Annotated in this window: 11 protein-coding genes; 5 read left to right on the top strand and 6 right to left on the bottom strand. The window is 68.8% G+C overall.

Annotated features, from left to right (window positions below):
* Window positions 1-54: 54 nt before the first annotated feature.
* The 5 genes from KF833_10330 to KF833_10310 all read left to right on the top strand — a co-directional run bounded on the left by KF833_10330 (window position 55) and on the right by KF833_10310 (window position 6,805).
* Window positions 55-978 carry a dihydrodipicolinate synthase family protein gene (locus tag KF833_10330; protein ID MBX3745693.1) on the top strand — a complete coding sequence of 308 codons (924 nt, stop codon included), beginning with the start codon at window positions 55-57 and terminating at the stop codon, window positions 976-978.
* A gap of 7 nt (window positions 979-985) precedes the next feature.
* Window positions 986-3,052 (top strand): ATP-dependent helicase, encoded by a 2,067-nt coding sequence (locus KF833_10325; GenBank protein ID MBX3745692.1) that lies wholly within the window; start codon window positions 986-988, stop codon window positions 3,050-3,052.
* A 225-nt stretch (window positions 3,053-3,277) separates the two neighbouring features.
* Window positions 3,278-4,279 (top strand): J domain-containing protein, encoded by a 1,002-nt coding sequence (locus KF833_10320; protein ID MBX3745691.1) that lies wholly within the window; start codon window positions 3,278-3,280, stop codon window positions 4,277-4,279.
* A 61-nt stretch (window positions 4,280-4,340) separates the two neighbouring features.
* Window positions 4,341-5,693: a homoserine dehydrogenase gene (locus KF833_10315; GenBank protein ID MBX3745690.1), complete on the top strand. Its 1,353-nt coding sequence runs from the start codon at window positions 4,341-4,343 to the stop codon at window positions 5,691-5,693.
* A 35-nt stretch (window positions 5,694-5,728) separates the two neighbouring features.
* On the top strand, window positions 5,729-6,805 hold the full coding sequence (locus tag KF833_10310; GenBank protein MBX3745689.1) for a threonine synthase: 1,077 nt from the start codon (window positions 5,729-5,731) through the stop codon (window positions 6,803-6,805).
* A 14-nt stretch (window positions 6,806-6,819) separates the two neighbouring features.
* Here KF833_10310 and KF833_10305 read toward each other — a convergent pair whose 3' ends face one another.
* From KF833_10305 to KF833_10280, 6 genes are all read right to left on the bottom strand, one after another.
* Entirely contained in the window at window positions 6,820-8,163 is a 1,344-nt protein-coding gene (locus KF833_10305; protein ID MBX3745688.1) for a hypothetical protein, read from the bottom strand.
* 135 nt (window positions 8,164-8,298) lie between these two features.
* A complete protein-coding gene (locus KF833_10300) occupies window positions 8,299-9,342 on the bottom strand; it encodes a hypothetical protein (GenBank protein MBX3745687.1) in 1,044 nt (347 codons plus the stop codon).
* Window positions 9,343-9,362: 20 nt separating this feature from the next.
* A complete protein-coding gene (locus KF833_10295; GenBank protein ID MBX3745686.1) occupies window positions 9,363-14,246 on the bottom strand; it encodes a hypothetical protein in 4,884 nt (1,627 codons plus the stop codon).
* 583 nt (window positions 14,247-14,829) lie between these two features.
* Window positions 14,830-16,272 (bottom strand): DUF1501 domain-containing protein, encoded by a 1,443-nt coding sequence (locus KF833_10290; protein MBX3745685.1) that lies wholly within the window; start codon window positions 16,270-16,272, stop codon window positions 14,830-14,832.
* A 31-nt stretch (window positions 16,273-16,303) separates the two neighbouring features.
* On the bottom strand, window positions 16,304-20,011 hold the full coding sequence (locus KF833_10285) for a PSD1 domain-containing protein (GenBank protein MBX3745684.1): 3,708 nt from the start codon (window positions 20,009-20,011) through the stop codon (window positions 16,304-16,306).
* An 18-nt stretch (window positions 20,012-20,029) separates the two neighbouring features.
* On the bottom strand, window positions 20,030-20,872 hold the full coding sequence (locus KF833_10280; GenBank protein ID MBX3745683.1) for a type II secretion system protein: 843 nt from the start codon (window positions 20,870-20,872) through the stop codon (window positions 20,030-20,032).
* Between the last annotated feature and the right edge of the window lie 165 nt (window positions 20,873-21,037).

Raw genomic sequence — 21,037 nt, 5'->3', positions numbered from 1 at the left:
GAGGGACGGAGCGCAGGACCCCGGAGGGCCCTTTGGGGAGGGTTATTTTATTTCATGATACTGGCGAATGGCGGGGTGTACCCCGCGCTATGGACCCCGACGGATGCCGGGGGGGCGTTGTTGGCGGAAGCCCTGGCGGATCAGGTGCGGTTTCTCCGGGGGGCGGGGGCGGACGGGGCGATGGTACTGGGGAGCACCGGGGAGTTTGTGCATCTGGAGATGGGGGTGCGCCGGGAAGTGCTGACGCGGGTGGCGGAGGCGGCGCCGGGATGGCCCATCATCGCGAACTGCAGCGATGTGAGTCCGCTTCGGGTGGCGGCCTTGGGGCGGCATTCGCGGGCGGTGGGGGCGGCTGCGGTGGCGTTGCTGCCACCCTGGTTTTTCGAATCGGCGAGGGAGGACGTGGTGGAGTTTCTGGTGCGGGGTGCCGAGGCGTCGGGGCTGCCGCTGGTGTTGTATAATTTTCCGGAACGGACGGGGCATCGGCTGGAACTGGGGATGGTGGCGGCGGTGGCGGAGCGGGTGCGGGTGGTGGCGGTGAAGCAGAGCGGGGCGCCGTTCGGGTACCATCGGGAGCTGGCGGAGCTGGGTCGGGAGAAGGGCTTCGTGGTGATCACGGGAGCGGACACGCGGATTGCCGACGCGCTGGCGCACGGGGCCAATGGGGTGGTGTCGGGTCTGGCGAACGCGGTTCCGGAATGGGTGGTGTCGGTGTATCGGGCGGCGAAGTGTGGGGACGCCTCGAAGGCGGCGACGTCCCAGGGCCGGTTGGCGAGTCTGGCGGAGGCGATCGGGGGATTGGCCTTTCCGCTGGATGTGGCGGCGGCGATGGAGGCGCGGGGGCGGGTGACGGGGGCTTGGAAGGCGGTGGTTTCGCCGTCCACGGCGGAGCGATATCGGCGGGCGGTGGAGCGGTGCCGGGCGATCCTGGGCGAGGGGGCAGGTGAGGCGTGCCAACGGGGCGGGGAACAGGTTTGATCCGGGGATGGCGCGCGAGTACGAGCTTCGGGGGGCGGCGCAGGAGCCGGCGTATCGGATCGACTACGCGGGCGAGCTGAATGTCCAGCAGCATGCGGCGGTGACGGCGGGGCCGGGTCCGGCATTGGTGCTGGCGGGGGCGGGATCGGGGAAGACGCGGACGCTGACGTACCGGGTGGCGTATTTGATGGAGGGCGGGGTGCCGGCGGAGCGGATTCTGCTGTTGACGTTCACGAACAAGGCGGCGCGGGAGATGATGGGGCGAGTGGGGGAACTGCTGGGGTCGGAGGTGGCGGGGCTTTGGGGGGGGACCTTTCATTCGATCGGGGCGCGGATTCTGCGGTCGAACGCGGAGCGGCTGGGGTACCGGGGGGACTTTACGATTCTGGACCGGGAAGACTCGGAACAGTTGATGAAGGCGTGCCTGGCGGAGGAGCCGGGGGAGGGACCGTCGCCGGCGCCCAAGGCCGAGCTGCTGGTGAACATGCATTCACGGGCGGTGAACGAGCGGCGGGACCTGGCGGACGTGATCGAGCGGGACCATGGGGACTGGCTGGAGGCGGCGGACTGGATCAAGGGGGTGGTGGGACGGTACGCCGAGCGCAAGCAGGCCAGCAATGCGATGGATTTCGACGATCTGCTGGCGTTGTGGCTGAAGCTGCTCGAGGAGCACGGGGAGGTGGCGGAGCGGTACCGGCACCGGTTCCAGTGGGTGCTGGTGGACGAGTACCAGGACACGAACCGGATCCAGGCCGATCTGATCGACCGGCTGGTGGCCGGGCATGGGAATCTGATGGCGGTGGGGGACGATTCGCAGAGCATCTATTCGTGGAGGGGGGCGAACTTCCGCAACATTCTCGACTTCCCCGGGCGGTATCCGGGGGCGCAGGTGTTCAAGGTCGAGGTGAACTACCGGAGCACACCGGAGATCCTGGCGGTGGCCAACGCGGCGATTGCCGGCAACCGGGAGCAGTTCGAGAAGAAACTCACGCCGGCCCGGGCGTCGGGGCCGAAGCCGGTGCTGCTGGCGTGCGACGACGGTTCGCAGCAGGCGGCGTTCGTGGCGCAGCGGGCGACGGAACTGGCGGGGAACGGAGTGCCGTTGTCGCGGATCGCGGTGCTGTACCGGTCGCACTTTCACGCCCTGGAATTGCAGCTCGAACTGACGCGGCGCGGCGTGCCCTACGTGATCACCAGCGGACTGCGGTTCTTCGAGCAGGCGCACATCAAGGACGTCACGGCCTGGTTGCGGCTGGTGGCGAATCCGTCGGACGAGACGGCTTTCAAGCGGATCGCGCTGGCCTTGCCGGGGGTCGGGCCGAAGGCGGCGGTGCGGTTGTGGAATGCCTATCTGGGGGTTCTGGCGACGGCGATTGCGGAGAGTCTGGAGGGGCTGGTGCCCGTCAGCCATCCGGTGGCACGGGCGTTGGTGGCGGCGGGCCGGGAGGCACCGAAGAAGGCGGGGCCGGCGTGGGCCACGGTGGCGGCCACCGTGGCGGAACTGGAGACGGCCGCCGAAGGGCAGACGGCGGGGGCGGCGATCCGGCGGGTGGTGCAGGCGTTTTACGAGGGGTATGCACGGGAGACGTTTGCGAATGCGCCGGCCCGGCTGGACGACCTGGATCAACTGGCGTTGTTCGGGGACCAGTTCGGGTCGCTCACGGAGTTCCTGACGCAGTTGGCGCTGTTGACCCAGCTCGAGGCCGAGGCCGAGCAGGAGGCGGCGGGGTCGGAGGTCGAGCGGTTGCGGCTGTCCACGGTGCACCAGGCCAAGGGGCTCGAGTTCCGGGTGGTGTTTGTGATCATGCTGGCGGAGGAGTTTTTTCCATCGCGCCGGTCGAAGGAGCGGCGGGAAAGCGAGGAGGAGGAACGGCGGTTGTTCTATGTGGCGGTGACGCGGGCGGAAGACGAGTTGTACCTGACGTATCCCCTGATGCGGATCGCTCCCGGGATGGGGATGCAGTTTCTCGATCGATCGCGGTTTCTTCGGGAGATTCCCGAGGGCCTGGTGGACGAGTGGAGCTTGCGGCGGCCGCGGCGCGGTCGGGCGCCGGTGGACGAGGCTGAAGCCTGAAACCTGAAACCTGAAACCTGAAGGCTGAAGGCTGAAGGCTGAAGGCTGAAACCTGGGACCTGAAGGCTGAGGGCTGAGGGGGAATTGCGAATGGGGAGTGGGGCTTCCGGCGATGGCGCGAGTCGATGGCCCGCCTTGTGGAACCCGGCTTGGCGGGTTGTTGTGGCGGTCGGGTATCGGGCGGATTGCAATTGGGGGGCATGGGGGCGTTGAATGGCGGGGGCCATGCCGGTGGAGTTCAAAGACTATTACGCGGTGCTGGGGGTGCCGCGGGGGGCGAGCGACGAGGAGATCAAGCGCGCGTTTCGCCGGCTGGCGAGGGAGTTTCACCCGGACGTGGCGAAGGACAAGCGGGGGGCGGAGGATCGGTTCAAGGAGATCAACGAGGCGTACGAGGTGCTGGGACAGCCGGAGAACCGGAGGAAGTACGACCGACTGGGGGCCAACTGGAAGGCCGGCAGCGAGTTTCGGCCGCCGCCCGGGTGGGGTGCACGGCGGGGCCGGGGACGTCAGGGGCATGGAAGGATGGATCAGGAGGCGGGGGGCGAGTTTCACTTTGGGGGGACGGGATTCAGCGATTTTTTCGAGGCGTTGTTCGGGGGACGGGCGCGGGGAGGGGGCGTGTTCGAGGGGTTCGAGGAATCGGTGGGGGAAGGGCGCGGGCGGGGTCGGGATCTGGAGAGCGACATGATGGTGGCGCTCGACGAGGTATTGCACGGGTCGGTGCGGACTATCACCCAGCAGCGGGGAAACGGCAGGGAGGGACGGAGCGAGGCGACACGGTTCCAGGTGCGGATTCCGCCGGGGGTTCGGGAAGGGCAACGGATCCGGGTGGCGGGCAAGGGGGAGCATCGGCCCGGCTCCCTGCCCGGGGATCTCTACCTGCGGGTGCGCCTGGCGAAGCACCCTGACTTCCGGGTGCGCGAAGGAGGCGAGGGGGACCTGACGGTGGATCTTCCGGTGGCACCCTGGGAGGCGGTGCTTGGAGCGACGGTGCCGGTGCAGACGCTCGAGGGGCCGGTTTCGTTGCGGGTGCCGCCGGGGTCGAAGGCGGGTCAGCAGTTGCGACTGCGCGGACGGGGATTGCCACGGGGTGACGGTGGGACGCGGGGCGATTTGTACGTCGTCATCGGCATCGAGATGCCGGGCGAAGTCGGTGAGGAGGAGCGGCACCTGTGGGAGCAGTTGGCGGCGCGGTCACGATTTCAGGCGCGGAGCGGGAGGTGAGGTTGGCGCCGTTTTTCCGTTTGCTGGCGTGGCGGGGGACACGGCAGGCTGCGCGTCCCTTATGCGGCAGGTGAACGTGGCGATACTGGGTGCGGGGACGGTGGGGGGCGGGGTGGTGGACGCGGTGCATCGGAACGGTGCGCTGATGGCGTCGCGTTTGGGATTGGCCTTGAAGGTGCATCGGGTGGTGGTGCGGGATGCCCGGAAGCCGCGGAATCTGGCGGTGGATCGGAAGGCGATTTCGACGGACTGGCGACAGGCGGTGGCGGATCCGGAGACGCACATCGTGGTGGAGCTGGTGGGAGGGGTCACCCAGGCGCGGGACATGGTGCTGGAGGCGCTTCGATCGGGGAAACCGGTGGTGACGGCGAACAAGGCCCTCTTGTCGGCTCATGGGGAGGAGTTGTTCGCGGCGGCGAGGTCGGCGGGGACCGGGTTGTATTACGAGGCCAGCGTGGCGGGGGGCATTCCGATCATCAAGGTGCTGCGCGAGGCCCTCATTGGGAACCGCATCACCCGGGCGTTCGGAATTCTGAACGGGACCTGCAATTACATCCTGACGCGGATGCGGGAGGAGCGGGGGGAGTTCGAGGCGGTGCTGGCGGATGCGCAGCGGCTGGGGTATGCGGAGGCGGAACCGTCGCTGGATGTGGACGGGACGGATGCGTTGCACAAGACGGGGATTCTGGCCTCGCTGGCGCACGGGTTCTGGGTGGATGTGCGCGAGGTGGCGGTGGAGGGGATCCGCGGGATCACGCCCCTGGACATGGAGTTTGCGGAGCAGCTCGGATACACGATCAAGCTGTTGTCGGCGATCAAGCCGGTGGACGCGCCACGGAGCGGGCGGGGTGCCGGCCGCGGGCGAAGGGGGACGGTGTCCGGGCCCCGGGTCAGCGTCACGGTGGGGCCGACGCTGGTGCCGAACGGTCATGTGCTGGCCAGTGTGGGCGGGGTGTACAACGCGGTGTTCCTGCGGGGCGACATTGTGGGGGACACGCTGTTTTACGGGCGCGGGGCGGGTCGGGAGGCGACGGCCAGCGCGGTGCTGAGCGATCTGGCGGACGCGGCCCTGGACATGAGGTGCGGGGCGCACGACCGGGTGCCGCCGTTTGTGCCCCACGAACGGAACGGGGCGGTGCTTCCGGCGGGGGAGGTGGTGTCGAGCCACTACCTGAGGCTTTGGGTGACGGACCGGCCGGGGGTGCTGGCCCGGGTGGCGGCGATCCTGGCGCGGCAGCAGATCGGGATTTCGTCGGTGATTCAACCTGAAGGGCACGAGGGGGAGAGTGTGCCGCTGATCTTCATGCTGCATGATGCCCGGCGATCGGCGGTGGACCTGGCGATCCGGGCGATCCGGCGTCTGCCGGTGGTGAAGGCGGAACCGGCGCTGTTCCGGGTGGAGACGTTTTTGTGAGTGGGACGCAATCTTCCGTGAAATCGACCTTTGAGATGACCCCGCCTCCACCGGCGTGGCAGGGCATCATTCACCGCTATCGTTCGCGTTTGCCGGTGAGCGACGCGACGCCGGTGGTGACCCTGCTGGAGGGCAACACGCCGTTGATCCGGGCGGACCGGCTGGTGCGGGAGATGGGGTGGGACTTCGAGCTGCACCTCAAGTACGAGGCCACGCATCCGACGGCGTCGTTCAAGGACCGGGGGATGACGGTGGCGGTTTCGAAGGCGAAGGAACGTGGGTCGCAGGCGGTGATTTGCGCGAGCACGGGGAACACCTCGGCCAGTGCGGCGGCGTACGCGGCGCGGGGCGGGCTGCGGTGTGTGGTGGTGCTGCCGCACGGCAACATCGCGTTGGGAAAGCTGGCGCAGGCGCTGATGTACGGGGCCACGACCATTGCCATCGAGGGCAACTTCGACGAGGCGCTGCGGATTGTCCGCGAGCTGGGGGAGACTGGAGAGGTGGAGGTGGTCAACAGCATCAATCCGGTGCGGATCGAGGGCCAGAAGACGGCGGCGTTCGAGATCTGCGACCAGTTGGGGCGGGCGCCCGACTTCCATTTCCTGCCGGTCGGCAATGCGGGCAACATCACGGCGTACTGGCGCGGGTTCCGGGAGTACCATGCGGCCGGCATGGCCGACCGGCTGCCCCGCATGTTCGGCTGGCAGGCGGCGGGGGCGGCGCCGATTGTGGACGGCAAGCCGGTGGCGGACCCGCAGACCGTGGCGACGGCGATCCGGATTGGAAACCCGGCCAGCTGGGAGGGGGCGGTTGAGGCGGTGCGCGCGTCTTCGGGACGCATCGACAAGGTGACCGACGAGGAGATCCTGGACGCCTACCGCCGGGTGGCCCGGATGGAGGGCGTTTTTGTGGAGCCGGCGTGCGCAGCGCCCCTGGCGGGGTTGATCCGATGTGCCAAGGCCGGTCAGATCCCGGCCGGCAGTGTGGTGACGGCCACGATGACCGGACACGGTCTGAAGGATCCTGACACGGCGTTGAAGCAGGCGGATTACCGCCCGACGGTGGTGGCGCCGACCCGGGACGCGGTGCGTCGGGTGATCGGGTTGGGCTGAGTCAGTGGGCTGAGTTAGATGCGCAGGCGGTAGATGCGTCCGGACGCCGCCGGGCTGGGATCGACGAACGTCGCCTCCTCGGTGTCAAAGCGGATGGTTCCCACCGGGGACCAGGTTTGGTAGTCGCTGGTGGCCTCGACGGTGACCGACTGGATGCTCGGACGGCCGATGGCGGTCAGGATGGCCGAGCCGTCGGATTGGGGCACCACACTGCGGATGAGGTAGAGGGCGCCGAAGTGTTGCGGACGGCGCGTGCGATAGAGACGGAGCTGGCCGGAGGGAGGGGTGGCGTCCTCGTAGGTGACGATGGGTTGCGGAAAGCGGACGATGTCGAGGGGGCGCCACTGCCGGCCGTCGGGCGACGCCTCGACGACCGTTTCGGAACCGGCGGGACCTTCGAGAGTGAGGAGGGAGGCGCCGGATTCGGAACGCTGGATGCCTTTCACCAGAACGGTGCGGCCGGGGAAGGGGGATGGGCGGGTCCGGTAGAATTGTTCGGTGCCGTTGGGGACGCTGTCCGCGAGGAAGCTGGAGGCATTGGTGGTGGCCAGGCTGACGATGCCGAGGGCGCGCCAGTTTTGGGAATCGGAGGATGCCTCGAGAATGTGCTCCGAGCCGATCGGACCGGTGATGGTCAGGAGCGGGCGGCCATCGGGATGAGCGGCGGCAGTGACGAGCACGGGCGGGTCCGGTTGGGCTTCGAACCGGGCGCCGAAGGCCGCGGGCAATCCGTCGCCCAGGAGGTAGAGGCGGAAGGAGTCAGGGTCGCGCACCCAGTAGTCGCGGAAGGTCCTGCCGACGGTGGGTGGAAAATAGACCTGAAGACCGGCGCGTTCTCCGGCCAGGGCCGGGGTGTTGAGGAACTCGACGGTCCAGACCACCACGTTGGGCACCGGAACGTCGATGTCCGTGATTCGGAGGGTCTGAATGCCGGGAAGAAGGGGAATCGGGTGGCTTTCGTAGAGAAGTTCGCCGGGAGTGGGGATGGCGGGATCGGGCGGAGCCGGAATCGGGCCGTTGTTGCGATAGATGCGGAAGACGGCCCGCGCCTCGGAGGGGAGGTCCCGTTCGCCGACGACCTCGAAGGTCATCGCGGTGATGACGCGGGCCGAGCCGGCGAAGCGGATTTCGTCGCCGAATTCCTCGGGGCGGGAGACAAACGAGACAAGGGTGTTGGCGAAGTTGTCGTAGATCACCTCGGTGCGTCCCGGGAGGGTGACGGCGAGCAGGAGGAATGCGGACAGGACGGATCGGAAGGGGCACGATCGGGGAAGGGGGGGGCGTTCGGTGCGCCGGCCACGGTGGGCGGGCGGAGCGGGGGGAAGGTCAGGACCGAACCGGCAGGAATGAGGCGCCATAGAACGTTTGGGACCATGCGGGACCCTCGCGGTGGCGGTCAACGGCGATTCGGGCACCCGAACGTGCGCCGGCGGGCGGTACGTTCCGACCAACCCGGACGTCACTCCTCCACGGCGGCTCCGCTCCGATGCCGCTCAAAACCCGTAACGCAGGCCCGCGATCAGGAAAAACCCGCGGCTGAACCGCACGACAGCTTCCTGTCCCTCCAATGCCTGCCGGAAATCTGGGAGATACTGGTATTGCGCTCCGGCGAACAGGCCGAACCCGCGGGGCCATGTGACATGGACCAACCCCTCCGCGTACGCCCCCACCAGGAACTCCGTGTCGGAGGTTCCACCCGACCGTCGCACCGGAGGCCCGGCCCAGGGGGACAAGGTCTCCGACCGGGTGAATTCGCCGTCCGCCAACGCCAGGGCCAATCCGGCGCCGAACTGGGCCGACCACTGCTCCGTCCACGGCACCTCGACGGCCGGCCCAAGGCGCAGCGTGCCCAGGCTCGTCCGCAACCGGCGTTCCCCCTCCAGCACCAGGCCGTCGGGTCGTGTCTCGGAAGTCCGGATCGGCGCATCGCCCAGAATCGGGCCGGGCCCCGCGAAGGACCCGGAGTAGGGTTCCGCCGGCGCGGCCCAGGGCGGCACCACGCCGTCGAGCGGGAAGGTATCGACGGTCCGCCGGGCCGGTCCCGTCAGCGTCCGCCGGTCGGTGAAGTCGAACTCCGTCCAGCCGAGGGCGGCCTCCAGGAGCCAGAGGGCGCGAGGATCCGATCGCCACACGTAGCCATACCGCAGTTCCACTCCGGCATGTGGATCGTCGTGGACCGACGACGTCAATCCGCCCGGAGCCTCGAGGACCTGCATCTGCACGGTGTCGCCCACGACCTGGCGTTCGGAATCCTCGTAACCCCAGTACCAGGTTCCGCCATCGGCGTTGCCTGAAGCATCCACGCGAACGAAGCCGTCCTCGTAGAACCGGTCCGTGCCGCCGCCACGCTCCGGACCGGGGTTCATCGGGCTGCGATACTCGCCGAGGTTTCGGAACGTGGCCTCCACGCGGAATGCGATCCGGGTGTTGATCCCGATCCGGTGGCGTTGCCCTTCGCTGGCGTGAAGATCGGTTGGTGCCAGGCCGAAGGCGGCCACGAGTCCGAGGGTCAGCAGGCCGGGCGGGAGGGCGTTCATGATGGATGCAGCGGGGGGTGTCATGGCTGTTTGTCCGCCGTCCCGGGTACCAGGAACACCCGGTAGAATCGTTGCGCCGTGGTCAGGGGCGGTGTCTTGGGCGGGCCCTGGTCCAACCACTGAACCCGCTGACCGGTGCCCGCGAGCGGCGGCGAAACGGTCCACCAGCGCTCGGCGTCATCACTGGTTTCCACGATGTACTCCCGGCCGGCCAGCGTGGGGAACTCGACCAGCACCGCCCCGTCACGCAACCGCAGCACCCGGGTGACCACCGGCGTTCCTGCTCCCGCCTCCGCGAGCACCGCGGGAGGCGTCAGATCCGCCAACAGGATCGGGGGCGTGAACGGCCGGCGATCCGCTGCGTAATACTCGAGCACGAACGACACGACATCGCCCGGCTCCCAAGGCCCCTCAGCCTCGACGTAGGGACCGTCCGCACCGTTCCGGGCCTGGCGGAACTCGATGCCCGGCGGCAGGTCGCCCAGCAGCAGGCGCGCCACCGGGTGCGGGTTTGGGCCGGGCACCTGGAAGGACACGCGTTGTTCGAACAGGCCGGTCTGCCGGTTCAGTACCGGGGGATCGGGCGTGGCGACGGCGGGAGACGGCAGCAACAGGGCGGCGCGGCGCTGCTCCTGGTTGCCCACCACGCGGACGCCCCAGGCGACGATCCAACCCCGGTCATTGATCCCGGTGGCCTCGATCAGGCGCAGCGGGGCCGGGCCGACGACGAGGTGGTTGAGGTCATGGGCCACGTCGTCGATCCACAGGCAGGCGTGGCGTTCGGTCCGGTAATTGATGCTGTGCCCCACCACGAGGCCGTGGTCGTTGAGATCCAGGGCCACTCCGGATCCCCCGCCCAGCGATCCCAGCGCCCGCCACGCCCCGTCCGCATGAATGAAGGCGCGGCGTTCGCCCTGAAGGGGCCAGGCCGCCCCGGCCACCTGCCGGTGCCGATTGATGGACGTCGCCTCGCTGGCGGCGTAGCCCGGGCCGGGCAATCCCAGGCCCGTCAACGCCGCCGCCCCGGAGCCCGCCTCGTAAAGAAACGCCTGGCGACCTCCAATGCCTTCCATGGTGCCGGCAATCCATCCTTGATCGTTGATGGCGACCGCCTCGCTGGTGCCCACCCCGGCGGCGGGCAGCGCACGCATGACGCCGTCCTGAACCACAAAGGCCAGCGTGCGTGGACCCTCGCCCAGGTCGGCGTAACTCCGCCCCACGACGTCGCCCCGATCATTGATCCCCAGCGCCGTCGCACGGCCCCCGGAGCCGTCCAGGGATCCCAGGATTTCGGATCCGGCAACGCCGAACCGGACCGCCACATCCTGATCCCCAATGCCGGAGGCGAACCCCGCCACCTCGCCATGCCGGTTGATGGCGAACCCGTAGGTGCGGACAATGGAAGACGGCGCCGCCCCCACCGGGTCCGGCATGAACTGGAACCGGGTCCCCAGGACCGGATGATGGGCCATTCCAAAGGCTTTGTCCGCCACGTCGCCCATGGGCGCATACCCGGTCACCTCGCCATGGACGTTGATCGCTTCCGCCCGGCTGTCCCGCGTGCCCGTCCACGCGCCGAGGTCCACCATCCGATACCGCTCCGCCCGCGTGACCACCGTGATGCAGACCGCCTCGGTCCGGACCGTTGCCCCCCGGTTATCGGTCACCTCCCCGGCCAGACAGTAGGTGCCGTCCGTCAGGTTCGTCAGGACGAGGTCCGCCACCGGCCCCGGCGCATGACCTGCGAGGGTTTCATCCACCCACAGGCGGACTTCGACGACCTCTCCGTCGGGATCGGAAGCCTCGAGGCGCACCACGAGGTTGGTCGGGCCGGTGAGGACCTGGCCTGCACCGGGCCGGACCAGGCGAACGACGGGCGGTTGATTGGGAGGTTCCACCCGAAACGCGGGCAACTCCTGGCGGGTGATGGCTCCTTCGCGGTCGATGGCCACCACCCACGGCTGGTAGGTGCCCACCGGCGCGTTGGTCCATGAGTACCGGTATTCCGCCCAGTCCGGCCGGGGGGGCAACTGAACCAACACCCGGTCGTCCACCCCGAATTCGACCGACAGAAGTTCGCCGTCGTAGTCCTCCGCCCGGGCCACGAACACCACCGGGGCGGGTTGCTCGTACACCGGTTCGCGCGGGGCGATGAACTCGACAATGGGCGGGAGGTTCGGTTCGCGCACGACGAACCGGACGCGGGGCGAGACCCCCACCGCACCGGCGTCGTCATGGGCCCGGGCCCAGGCCTCATGCACCCCAGCCGCCCGAGGTGGACCCGGCACGCGGTATGGGGCACGCGTGGCCACGCCCACCTGCTCCTGGCCCACCAGGAATTCCACGCGCACCACCTCGCCATCCAGGTCCAATGCCGTCGCCTGCAACGTCCACGGCTCGCCCCGAACCAAGACCTGCTGGTTCGTCGGGCTGACCAGGGACACCTGGGGCGGGAGGTTGTCCAATGGCGGTGCCACGATGACACGACGGACGCCCGACTCGACCGTGCGTCCGTCGCCGTGCACCGCCACCGCCCGCAGCTCATGTTCGCCGGGGCGCGCCGTGGTCCATGTCCAGGCGAAGGGCGGTTCGCTTGCCGACCCGAGGACTGCGAGACCCCGGTAAAACTCCACTCGCGCCACGGTCGCCGGGTCGAGCCGCAGGAGGTCCACTTGCATTGGGATGGGTTCGCCTGCCGGCACCACGGCGCCCGGGGAAGGGCTGGTCCAAATCAAGGCGGGTTCGGTGGCCTCGATTCGCCACTCCGCCAGGCCGTGGGAAGGCACGCGCCCTGCCCGTTGGAACTCTCCGCCCGCCACCAGACGTCGTGCCGCCACCGCCAGCGCCCGGACCGGGCTGGCGATGCCCTCCTCGAGCGAGGCCCAACCTCCGGCCGCGTTCCATCGCGCCACACCCGGTGCCAAAGCCCCGCCTGCTTGCTCGAAGTTCCCGCCCACATAGAGGTCTGCTCCGTCCACCGCCAGGGCGTGAACAGGTCCGCCCAACGAAACCTCGATCCGGCCATTCACCGGACCCACGTGCTGGCCGTCCCAGAACGCCAGATGCCCGGCCGTTCCTCCGTCCCCGGCGACGCGGAAGCGGCCGCCCAGGACGATCCCGCCCTGCCATGGCGCGAGGGCATGCACGGCCACCGTCTCCGAACCGACGAATGGGTCCAGCCCCGTCGATCCCTCCCACCGACCCTCCAGGCGGCGCCACCGGGCCAATCCGGTGGCTGGTTGACCTCCGGCTTCGGTGAACCACCCGCCCACGAACAGGTCGTCCCCCTGCACCACGAGCGTCTCCACGCGTCCGTTCACTCCCTGGACCTCCGGGGTGCCCAGGGATTCCCAGGCCGAGCCGTTCCAATACCCGACATTCCGCGTTGGGATTCCCCCGGCCTCGGTAAAGCCGCCACCGACAAAGAATCCGGCCCCGGCCGGCGCCAGGGCGGTCACCTCCACGTTGGGACCGCCCAGCGGTGGATCCCAGCCCGACCACGATCGGCCGTCCCAGCGGGCGAGACCGCGGACTGCTTCGCCGCCGGCGCTCTCCAATCCTCCGCCGACCACCACCGATCCGTCCGCCAACCGGGTCGCCGCGTGCACCACCCCCTCCACGCCTTCCCCCAGGGCTTCCCAGCGATTCCCGGTCCATCGCCCCACACCGCCCAGGACCTGCCCGCCGCCGTGGGCGAACTGGCCCCCCGCCAGCACGGCTTCATCGCCGTCCGGTACCAGGGTCAGCACGCTGCCCACGACGCCGTCGCCCAGAGCCTCGAATCGTCCCTCCCGGAACCGGGCGATCCCCAAACCCGTCACGGCCGCTCCCAACCGGGTGAACCGGCCACCCAGATACAACGCGCCATCCGAAGTCGTCGCCAGGCGCGACACGCCTCCCTGCGGTTCCCCGTCATCCGCCCGAGGTTGCCAGGCTGCGCCATCCCAACGGGCGAGGCCGACCACCGGCCGGTCACCCGACCTCGCGAACTCCCCGGCAGCCACCCAACCCTCGCGTGTCCGAACCAAGGCCGTCACCTGGGTGTTGGGCGACCCGGGAGGGCCCAGGAGCCCATCCCCCAGCGCCGACCAGGCGTGACCGTCCCAACGGGCCACGTGGTTCACCGTCACACCGCCCGCTCGGACGAACTGACCCGCCACCCACCAGCCCTCGTCGTCCCGTCCCAACGCCAGCCCCTGACCGGGCATGGGTCCTGCCAACCCTTCTCGTTCCAACCCGTCCCCCCATGCCGACCAGGTCGTTCCATCCCATTCCGCCACACCCAAGGCCGGCACGCCGCCGGCCTCGGTGAACCAACCCGCCACCACCACCTCGCCGCCGGGACCCAGGGCGATTGCCTCCCCGGAACTGTCCAAGCCCTCCGCCTCGTCCCCTTCAAGCGCGTGCCATTCCCCAAACTCCCAGCGGGCCACGAACCGCACCGGCACCCCGCCCGCCTCCCGGAAATTCCCGGTCGCCACCACGGTCCCCAAACCTCCCGCCACCGCGAACACGGGCGCGTCCACGCCGGAGCCCAGAGGATGCCAGCGTTGCCCGTCCCACAACGCGATGTTGCGCGCCACGACCGAACCCACCCGGTCAAACCGTCCCCCGACCACAATCCCCTCCTCGACCCGCGCCAGGGCGTACACAGCTCCGTCCACGTCGCCCCCCACGCCGTTCCAGGCCTGCCCATCCCACAACCGCAGCCCGAAATCGCCTCCGACAAAAACCCGGTTCCCGTCGGCAATCATCGCGTGGACCGCCGAGGTCAAACCGGGTTCCCCAAACCCGCGGGACCAGCGACTCTCCTCCTCGGCCTGTCCGCCTCGAGCGCCACCCAGCATCAGCCCCGCCGCGGCCAGCAGCCATCGCGAGAAGTCCCATCGAGACAACGTGTTCATCAGACGTCCGCGCACGCTGCGGACCGATCCCGATCGAGGCAATGGCAATCCGGGCCGTGTAATAATGGTGACCCTATAAATAATAGGACTGACATTGTATTGTTGACGATCTGCGATCAGGTCACGCCCAGCGGCCATCTGGCACTTCGAGGAGTACCGGGTAGAATCGTGTCAACCATGGTGAGCCTGACATGATAACGATTATGGATTGCCTGACTTGCTGCAGATCTCAGGGGCGCGGAGCGTCAATAATATAATGCCGGACCGACTAGGATCGGCTATCTGGCTAGATGGGATGGCGGGAGGAGGTGTGCGGAGCGGCTGTCGAGGGGGACGTCCGGAGGTGATTCCGGCAGGACGGGCGCCGGGGAAGGGGGATGGCTGCCGCGCGGACCGTTCCCACGATGGGGATGCGGCAGATCACCGAAGGAGTGTGCCTGAAGGCGCAGGGAGTTGTGGCACCGCTGTGGTTCCGGTGCCTCCCCCATCGATGTCCTGGCTTCAGCCGGCCTCAGACACACCCCAGAGCCGTGCTCCCATGGCCTGCCCCGACACGCTATGGCCAAGCCTGCGAGGCGCGGGTTCAGGCAAGGATGGGCCGGACCACCTTGCCGGCCACATCGGTCAGGCGGAAGTCGCGTCCCTGGAACCGGAAGGTCAGGCGTTCGTGGTCGATGCCGAGGCAATGGAGGAGGGTGGCGTGGAGGTCGTGGATGTGGACGCCGTCGCGGACGATGTTGTAGCCGAGGTCGTCGGTTTCCCCATGGACGTGCCCGGGCCGGATGCCGCCGCCAGCCATCCAGATGGAATAGCATCGGGGATGATGATCGCGGCCGAAGTTGTCCTTGCGGAGTTCTCCCTGGCAGTAGGCGGTGCGACCGAACTCGCCGCCCCAGACGACGAGGGTGTCATCGAGGAGACCGCGGCGTTTGAGGTCCTGGATGAGGGCGGCGCTGGCGCGGTCGGTGAGGTGGGCCTGGTGGCGGATGCCGGAGGGGAGGCCGCCGTGGTGATCCCAGTCGCGGTGGATGAGCTTCACGAACCGGACCCCGCGTTCGACGAGGCGGCGTGCGAGGAGGCAGTTGTTGGCGTAGGAGGCCTCGCCGGGTTTGGCTCCGTAGAGTTCAAGGGTTTCAGCGGATTCCTTCGAGAGGTCCATGAGTTCCGGCACGCTGGTCTGCATGCGGAAGGCCATCTCGTAGGCCTGGATGCGGGTGTCGATCTCGGGGTCGCCCACAACCTCGGACTGGAGGCGGTTGAGGGACTGGAGATCGTCGAGCATGGCGCGGCGGGCGCGTTCGCTGAAGCCGGGCGGGTTGGAGAAGAAGAGGACGGGATCGCCGGCGCCCCGGAACTGGACGCCCTGGTGGCGGCTGGGAAGAAAGCCGGAACCCCAGTAGCGGGTCTGGAGGGACTGACCGCCGCTGCCGGAGAGGAGGACGATGAAGGCGGGGAGATCCTGGTTCTCGCTGCCCAGGCCGTAGCTGGCCCAGGCACCCAGGGTGGGACGTCCGGGCTGCTGATGGCCGGTGAACAGGTAGGTGACCGCCGGGTCGTGATTGATGGGGTCGGTGTGGACCGCCCGGAGGAGGCAGATGTCGTCGGCGATGTTCCCGAGGTGGGGGAGGATGTTGGACAGTTCCATGCCGCACTGGCCGCGTCGGGAGAACGGGAAGGCCGAGCCGACACAGAAAAGGTTCTTCTGTCCGCTGGTCATGCCGGTGATGCGCTGCCCCATGCGCACCGAATCCGGCAGATCGAGCCCGGTCATCTCGGTGAGCCGGGGCTTGGGATCGAACAGGTCGAGGTGGGAGGGGGCGCCGGACTGAAAGAGATAGATGATGCGTTTGGCGGTCGGAGCGTGGTGGTACGGGGACTGGGCCACGCCAGCGCCGGGGGTGGCGGCGCGGAGGTCGTCGCCGAGCAGGGTGCCGAGGGCCATGGCTCCGAGGCCCAGGCCGGAACGGCGGAAGAAGGCGCGGCGGCTGAGGGATCGGGCGATTTCGTGGGGCAGGGGGGGGAGCATCGCGGTCAGGGGTTGGGCAGGTTGGAAGGGTTCAGCCGCGGGTGATGGCTTCGTCGAGGTTGAGAAGCGTGCTGGCCACGATGGTCCAGGCGGCGAGTTCGGCGATATCCACATCCACGGGAGGCCGGGAGGCGCCGACGTGGATGAGGCGGTTGGCGGCTTCGCGATCGGCGGCGAACTGGCTGAATTCGCGGTCGAAGGCGGCGGTGAGAAGGGCGACTTCGGCGGGAGCGGGCCGGCGTCCGAGGACGAGGGTGAAGGCGTAGCGGACGCGGTCGCGGGTGGTGGAGCCGCCGTGGGTGAGGACGCGGTGGGCGAGGGCGCGGGCGGCCTCGACATAGACCGGGTCGTTCATCAGGGCGAGCGCCTGGAGGGGGGTGTTGGTGCGGGGCCGGCGCACCGTGCAGACCTCGCGGCTGGGGGCGTCGAAGAGGGTGAAGGAGGCGTAGGGGATGGAGCGGCGCCAGTAGGTGTAAAGGCCGCGGCGGTAGTTGTCGGGGCCCTCGCTCTGGACGTAATCGCGGGTGCCTTCGAAGGCGACCTGGCCCCAGAGGCCGGGGGGTTGATAGGGAAAGACGCTCGGGCCGCCGATCTTCGGGTGAAGCAGGCCGCTCGCCGCCATGGCGAGATCGCGGATGTTTTCGGCATCCAGGCGGAAGCGGGGACCGCGGGTGAGCAGGCGGTTTTCGGGATCCTGTTCGAGGCGATCGCGGGAGATCACGGAATCCTGGCGGTAGGTGGCGGACGTGACGATGAGGCGCTGCATGGCCTTGATGTCCCAGCCGGTGCGGAGGAATTCGGTGGCCAGCCAGTCGAGGAGTTCCGGGTGGCTGGGCCATTCGCCCTGGAATCCGAAGTCCTCGGAGGTCTTCACCAGCCCGGTTCCGAAATACTTCTGCCAGTACTGATTGACGACCACACGGGCGGTGAGGGGATGGCGGGGATCGGTGAGCCAGCGGGCCAGACCGAGGCGATTGGGGGGAAGGTCCTCAGACCATGGGAACAGGGCTTCGGGAACGCCGGGCGGGACCTTTTCGCCGAGGTTGTCGTATTCGCCACGGATCCGGATGTGGGTTTCGCGGGCGGGGGAGGCGGCCTGCATCACCATCGCGGTGGGCCAGGTGCGGACGAACTGGTCGCGTTCCTGCCGTTTGGTGGTGAGCAGTTGACGGGCTTGCGCGGCTTCGGGGACGTGTTGTTCGCGGTAGAAACGGCGCAGGGCGGATCTCCGGGCGGCATCGAGATTGGCGGACTCGGCGAGGAGCGAGGCGCGGATGGGATCGGGGAGATCGATGAACTCGGCGAGGGTGGGGGAGTCGGTGACCGACAGGCGGATGCGATCCCAGTCGCCGGCGCCGGTGTGCCCGCGGAAGGTGAGGCGCACGCGGATCCCGGTGCCGCCCTTGAACCCGAACGTCTCGTGGGTGCGAAGGAAGGCGGCGTGGGCCGTGGCGGGCGAGGCTCCGACGGACCAGCCGGTTTCAGGCCGGGGATCGAGGAGACCCTTGGGATGGTGGTCGCCCGCGTGATGATCGGCGGCGGCGGCGGCGAGGTCGAGGGGTGCCGTGGTGACGGGATCGCCGGTCAGGTGAAGGGCGACGGTGTCCCCTTCGGTGGCATGGACCGCCTTGACGAGGAGCCGGTTGGTGCCGGGTCGAAGCCAGAGGACGAGGCGGTCGGCCTGGGCGCCTTCGGAGGGAGGGGTGGCCTGGGCGAAGACCGGTCGGTCGTTCAGCCAGAGGCGGACGCCCTGGCGTCGATCGAGGCGGGCTTCGACGAGCCGCCCTTCGCGGACGGTGAGGGTGCGTTGGAGGTACGTGGCCCCCGGCGAGGGCGGGAGCGTCACGATGTCCAGGGTGCCGGGGGCGCTGGGGGCGTCGGCGGAACGGTTGGACCCGTTCTCCGGGGTCCAGCGCAGTTTGCCGTTGTCGAAGGTGGCGTCGGGGGAAGCGTTCTTCTCCGGTCCGAACTCGCGGTCGAAGGCGTCCTTGGCGGAGGCGGCACCGAAGGGACCCAGCCGGAGCCAGCCGGTGGTTTGGGGGGCGTCGTCGGGGAAGACCTCGCGTTCGGGGTCGCGGCTGTGGATTTCGACGGTGATGTGGGAAAGGACGACGGGGTCGGCACCGGCGGGGGGCTCCGGCCGGGTGTCAGAAGGCGGCGGAAGGGTTTCGAGGCGGAAGCCACGCAGGTCACGGGCTTCGGTGTGGAACGTAAGGTCGTAGGTCGCGGTGTCGTGCGGGGCGCCATGGAGGGTGAGTGCGGCTTCGTCGTCCTGACGGAGGGACGTGGTGCGGGCGACGCGGGACGTGGCGAGGGAGAGGGGCTGCCAGCCGCGGACGCTGCGGTTCCGGTGGGCGGTTTCCCAGGCGGCCTGGGCGGCATCCCACTCCGCATGATCGGCGGCAAGGACGAGGCGTTCGGAAGCTTCGAGAGCGGCGACCTCGCGGTTCAGTTGGTCGGCCCGGGCCCGCTGCTCGGGCGTTTCCAGGGTGATCCGGGGAACCGGGTTGAGTTCCTCGGCATCGAGGCCGTTTTCCGGGGTGTCGTAGAAGAAGGCGAAGAAGCGGTAGTAATCGCGCTGGGAGATGGGGTCGTACTTGTGGTCGTGGCACTCGGCGCAGGCCACGGAACTTCCGAGCCAGACGCGGGCGGTGGTATCGACGCGGCCGACGGCGTACTTGACGAGGTACTCCTCGGGGAGGGCGCCACCCTCGGACGTGGTCATCTCGTTGCGGTGAAAGCCGGTGGCGACGCGTTGTTCGCGGGAGGGGTTGGGGAGGAGATCGCCGGCGAGTTGATCGACGGTGAACTCGTCGAAGGGCTGGTTGGCGTTGAAGGCCTGGATGACCCAGTCCCGCCAGCGCCATAGGTCGCGGTGACGGTCGTGGTGGTAGCCCTGGGTTTCGCCATAGCGGGCGAGATCGAGCCACTGCTGGGCCATGCGTTCGCCGTAGTGGGGTGAGGCGAGGAGGCGATCCACGACGCGCTCGTAGGCGTCGGGTTCGGGATCCGCCAGGAAGGCATCAAGGTCCTCGACGGTCGGGGGGAGTCCGGTGAGATCGAGGGTGACGCGGCGGAGGAGTTTTTCCCTGGGCGCTTCGGGGGTGGGATCGAGGCCTTCCTGGTGAAGGCGGGCGAGGACGAAGCGGTCGAGATCGGATCGGGGCCAGGAGGCGTTGGGGACTTCGGGAGGCTCAGGGCGGACGGGAGCGCTGTAGGCCCAGTGACCCTCATAGGGGGCGCCCTGGGCGATCCACTGGCGGAGCAGATCGATCTTCCCGTCGGTGAGGGGTTTCTTTAGATCCGGCGGCGGCATCAGGTCACCGGCGTGGCGGGTGGTGATGCGGGCGAGCAGTTCGCTTTCGTCGGGTTGACCGGGGACGATGGCGGCATAGCCCGAACGGAGAACTTTCCGGGCGTCGGATTCGAGGTCGAGGCGGAGGCCGGCCTTGCGGGTGTTTTCGTCGGGGCCGTGGCAGGCGAAGCAATGGTCGGAGAGGATGGGGCGGATGTCGCGATTGAAGGAGACGGAGGGGCCGGATCCGGTGGCGGCTCCCGCCGCGAGGGACAGGGACAGTGCGGCGAGGAATGGGGCGGCGAGGCGGGCGGACATGGCGGGTGCAGGAAGGGGCAATGGGCACGCCGCCCGTCGGAACGGCGGACGTTCCGGGCGGGCGGCGGACGTAGGCGACTGGACGGGCACCGGGCCGCGGGTGGCGTCGGTGCGGCGGTAAGTCATGCGGGGCGGGTCAGGCGGTCAGGGCAGGGGGCGCCAGTTGACGTGCTTGTAGCGGTCATAGACCCAGCGGAAGTCGCGGTTCTTGGCGTTGCCGCCGGACCAGTAGAAGCTGGACTTGCCATTGGCCGAGTCGGTGGCGGCCTTGATGGTGCTGGCTTCGAGCCAGCGGCGGAGTTCGGCGTGCCCATCGGCGAAGGCAAAGGTGCTGACCTTGCCATGGAAGATGGCGAACGGATCGACCCAACCGGGCGGATTGACGTCGATGACCCAGGTGCCGTTGTTGTAGCTGCGGGGATCGGCCTCCTCGATGAAGACCATGGCCTGCGAGGCCTCCTGGATCTGGGACTGTTTCGTGTAGAGGGTGATGCCACCCCAGCCGAGGCCATTCATGCCGTCGGCCTTGGAGTAGCTGTCGTAGGCCCAGCCCTGGCCTGGACGGAGGCGCTTGGTGCGGAGATCGCCCGGGCAATGGTAGGTGCCGTAGGCGGTGTACTTGGTCAGGGGGGAATTGCTGAGCCCGTTTTCGACGCGGCGCATGGCTTCGCTGACGGAGATGCCGGCGGAGATGCCGGGGGTGGGGCCGCGCCAGAAGCCCCCGGCGTAGAGTTCGACGGCGACGCGGCCGTCATGCCAGCGGGTGGAAAGGATGGAGTCATCGCTGTCGGAGGCGTAGAGGACCCAGCCGAGGACGAGCTGTTTCTGATTGTTGAGACAGGCGGCGCCGGTGGCCTTGGTCTTGGCGTTGGCCAGGGCGGGCAGCAGCATGCTGGCGAGGATCGCAATGATGGCGATCACCACGAGCAGTTCGATCAGGGTGAACGCCCTGGGTGTACGCGGGACGGGGGTTTCGGAGGGTTGCATGGCGATCAGCGGTGTGGGCTGGGGGTCGGTGGTAGGCGGTTGCGGGTTCCCACGTGCGCCCCTGCGATCGAGGAACGGGGCCGACGGTGGGAAACTTTCCCAGTGCTTTAGCGGGTCTGCTGGGGGATGGAAACCTGTTTTTCGACGCACACCCCTGGGCGGAGG

The organism is Verrucomicrobiia bacterium (assembly GCA_019634625.1).
Lineage (GTDB): Bacteria > Verrucomicrobiota > Verrucomicrobiia > Limisphaerales > CAIMTB01 > CAIMTB01.
The sequence above is the reverse complement of the archived record's forward strand: the minus strand, read 5'-3'. Positions and strand labels throughout refer to the sequence as shown.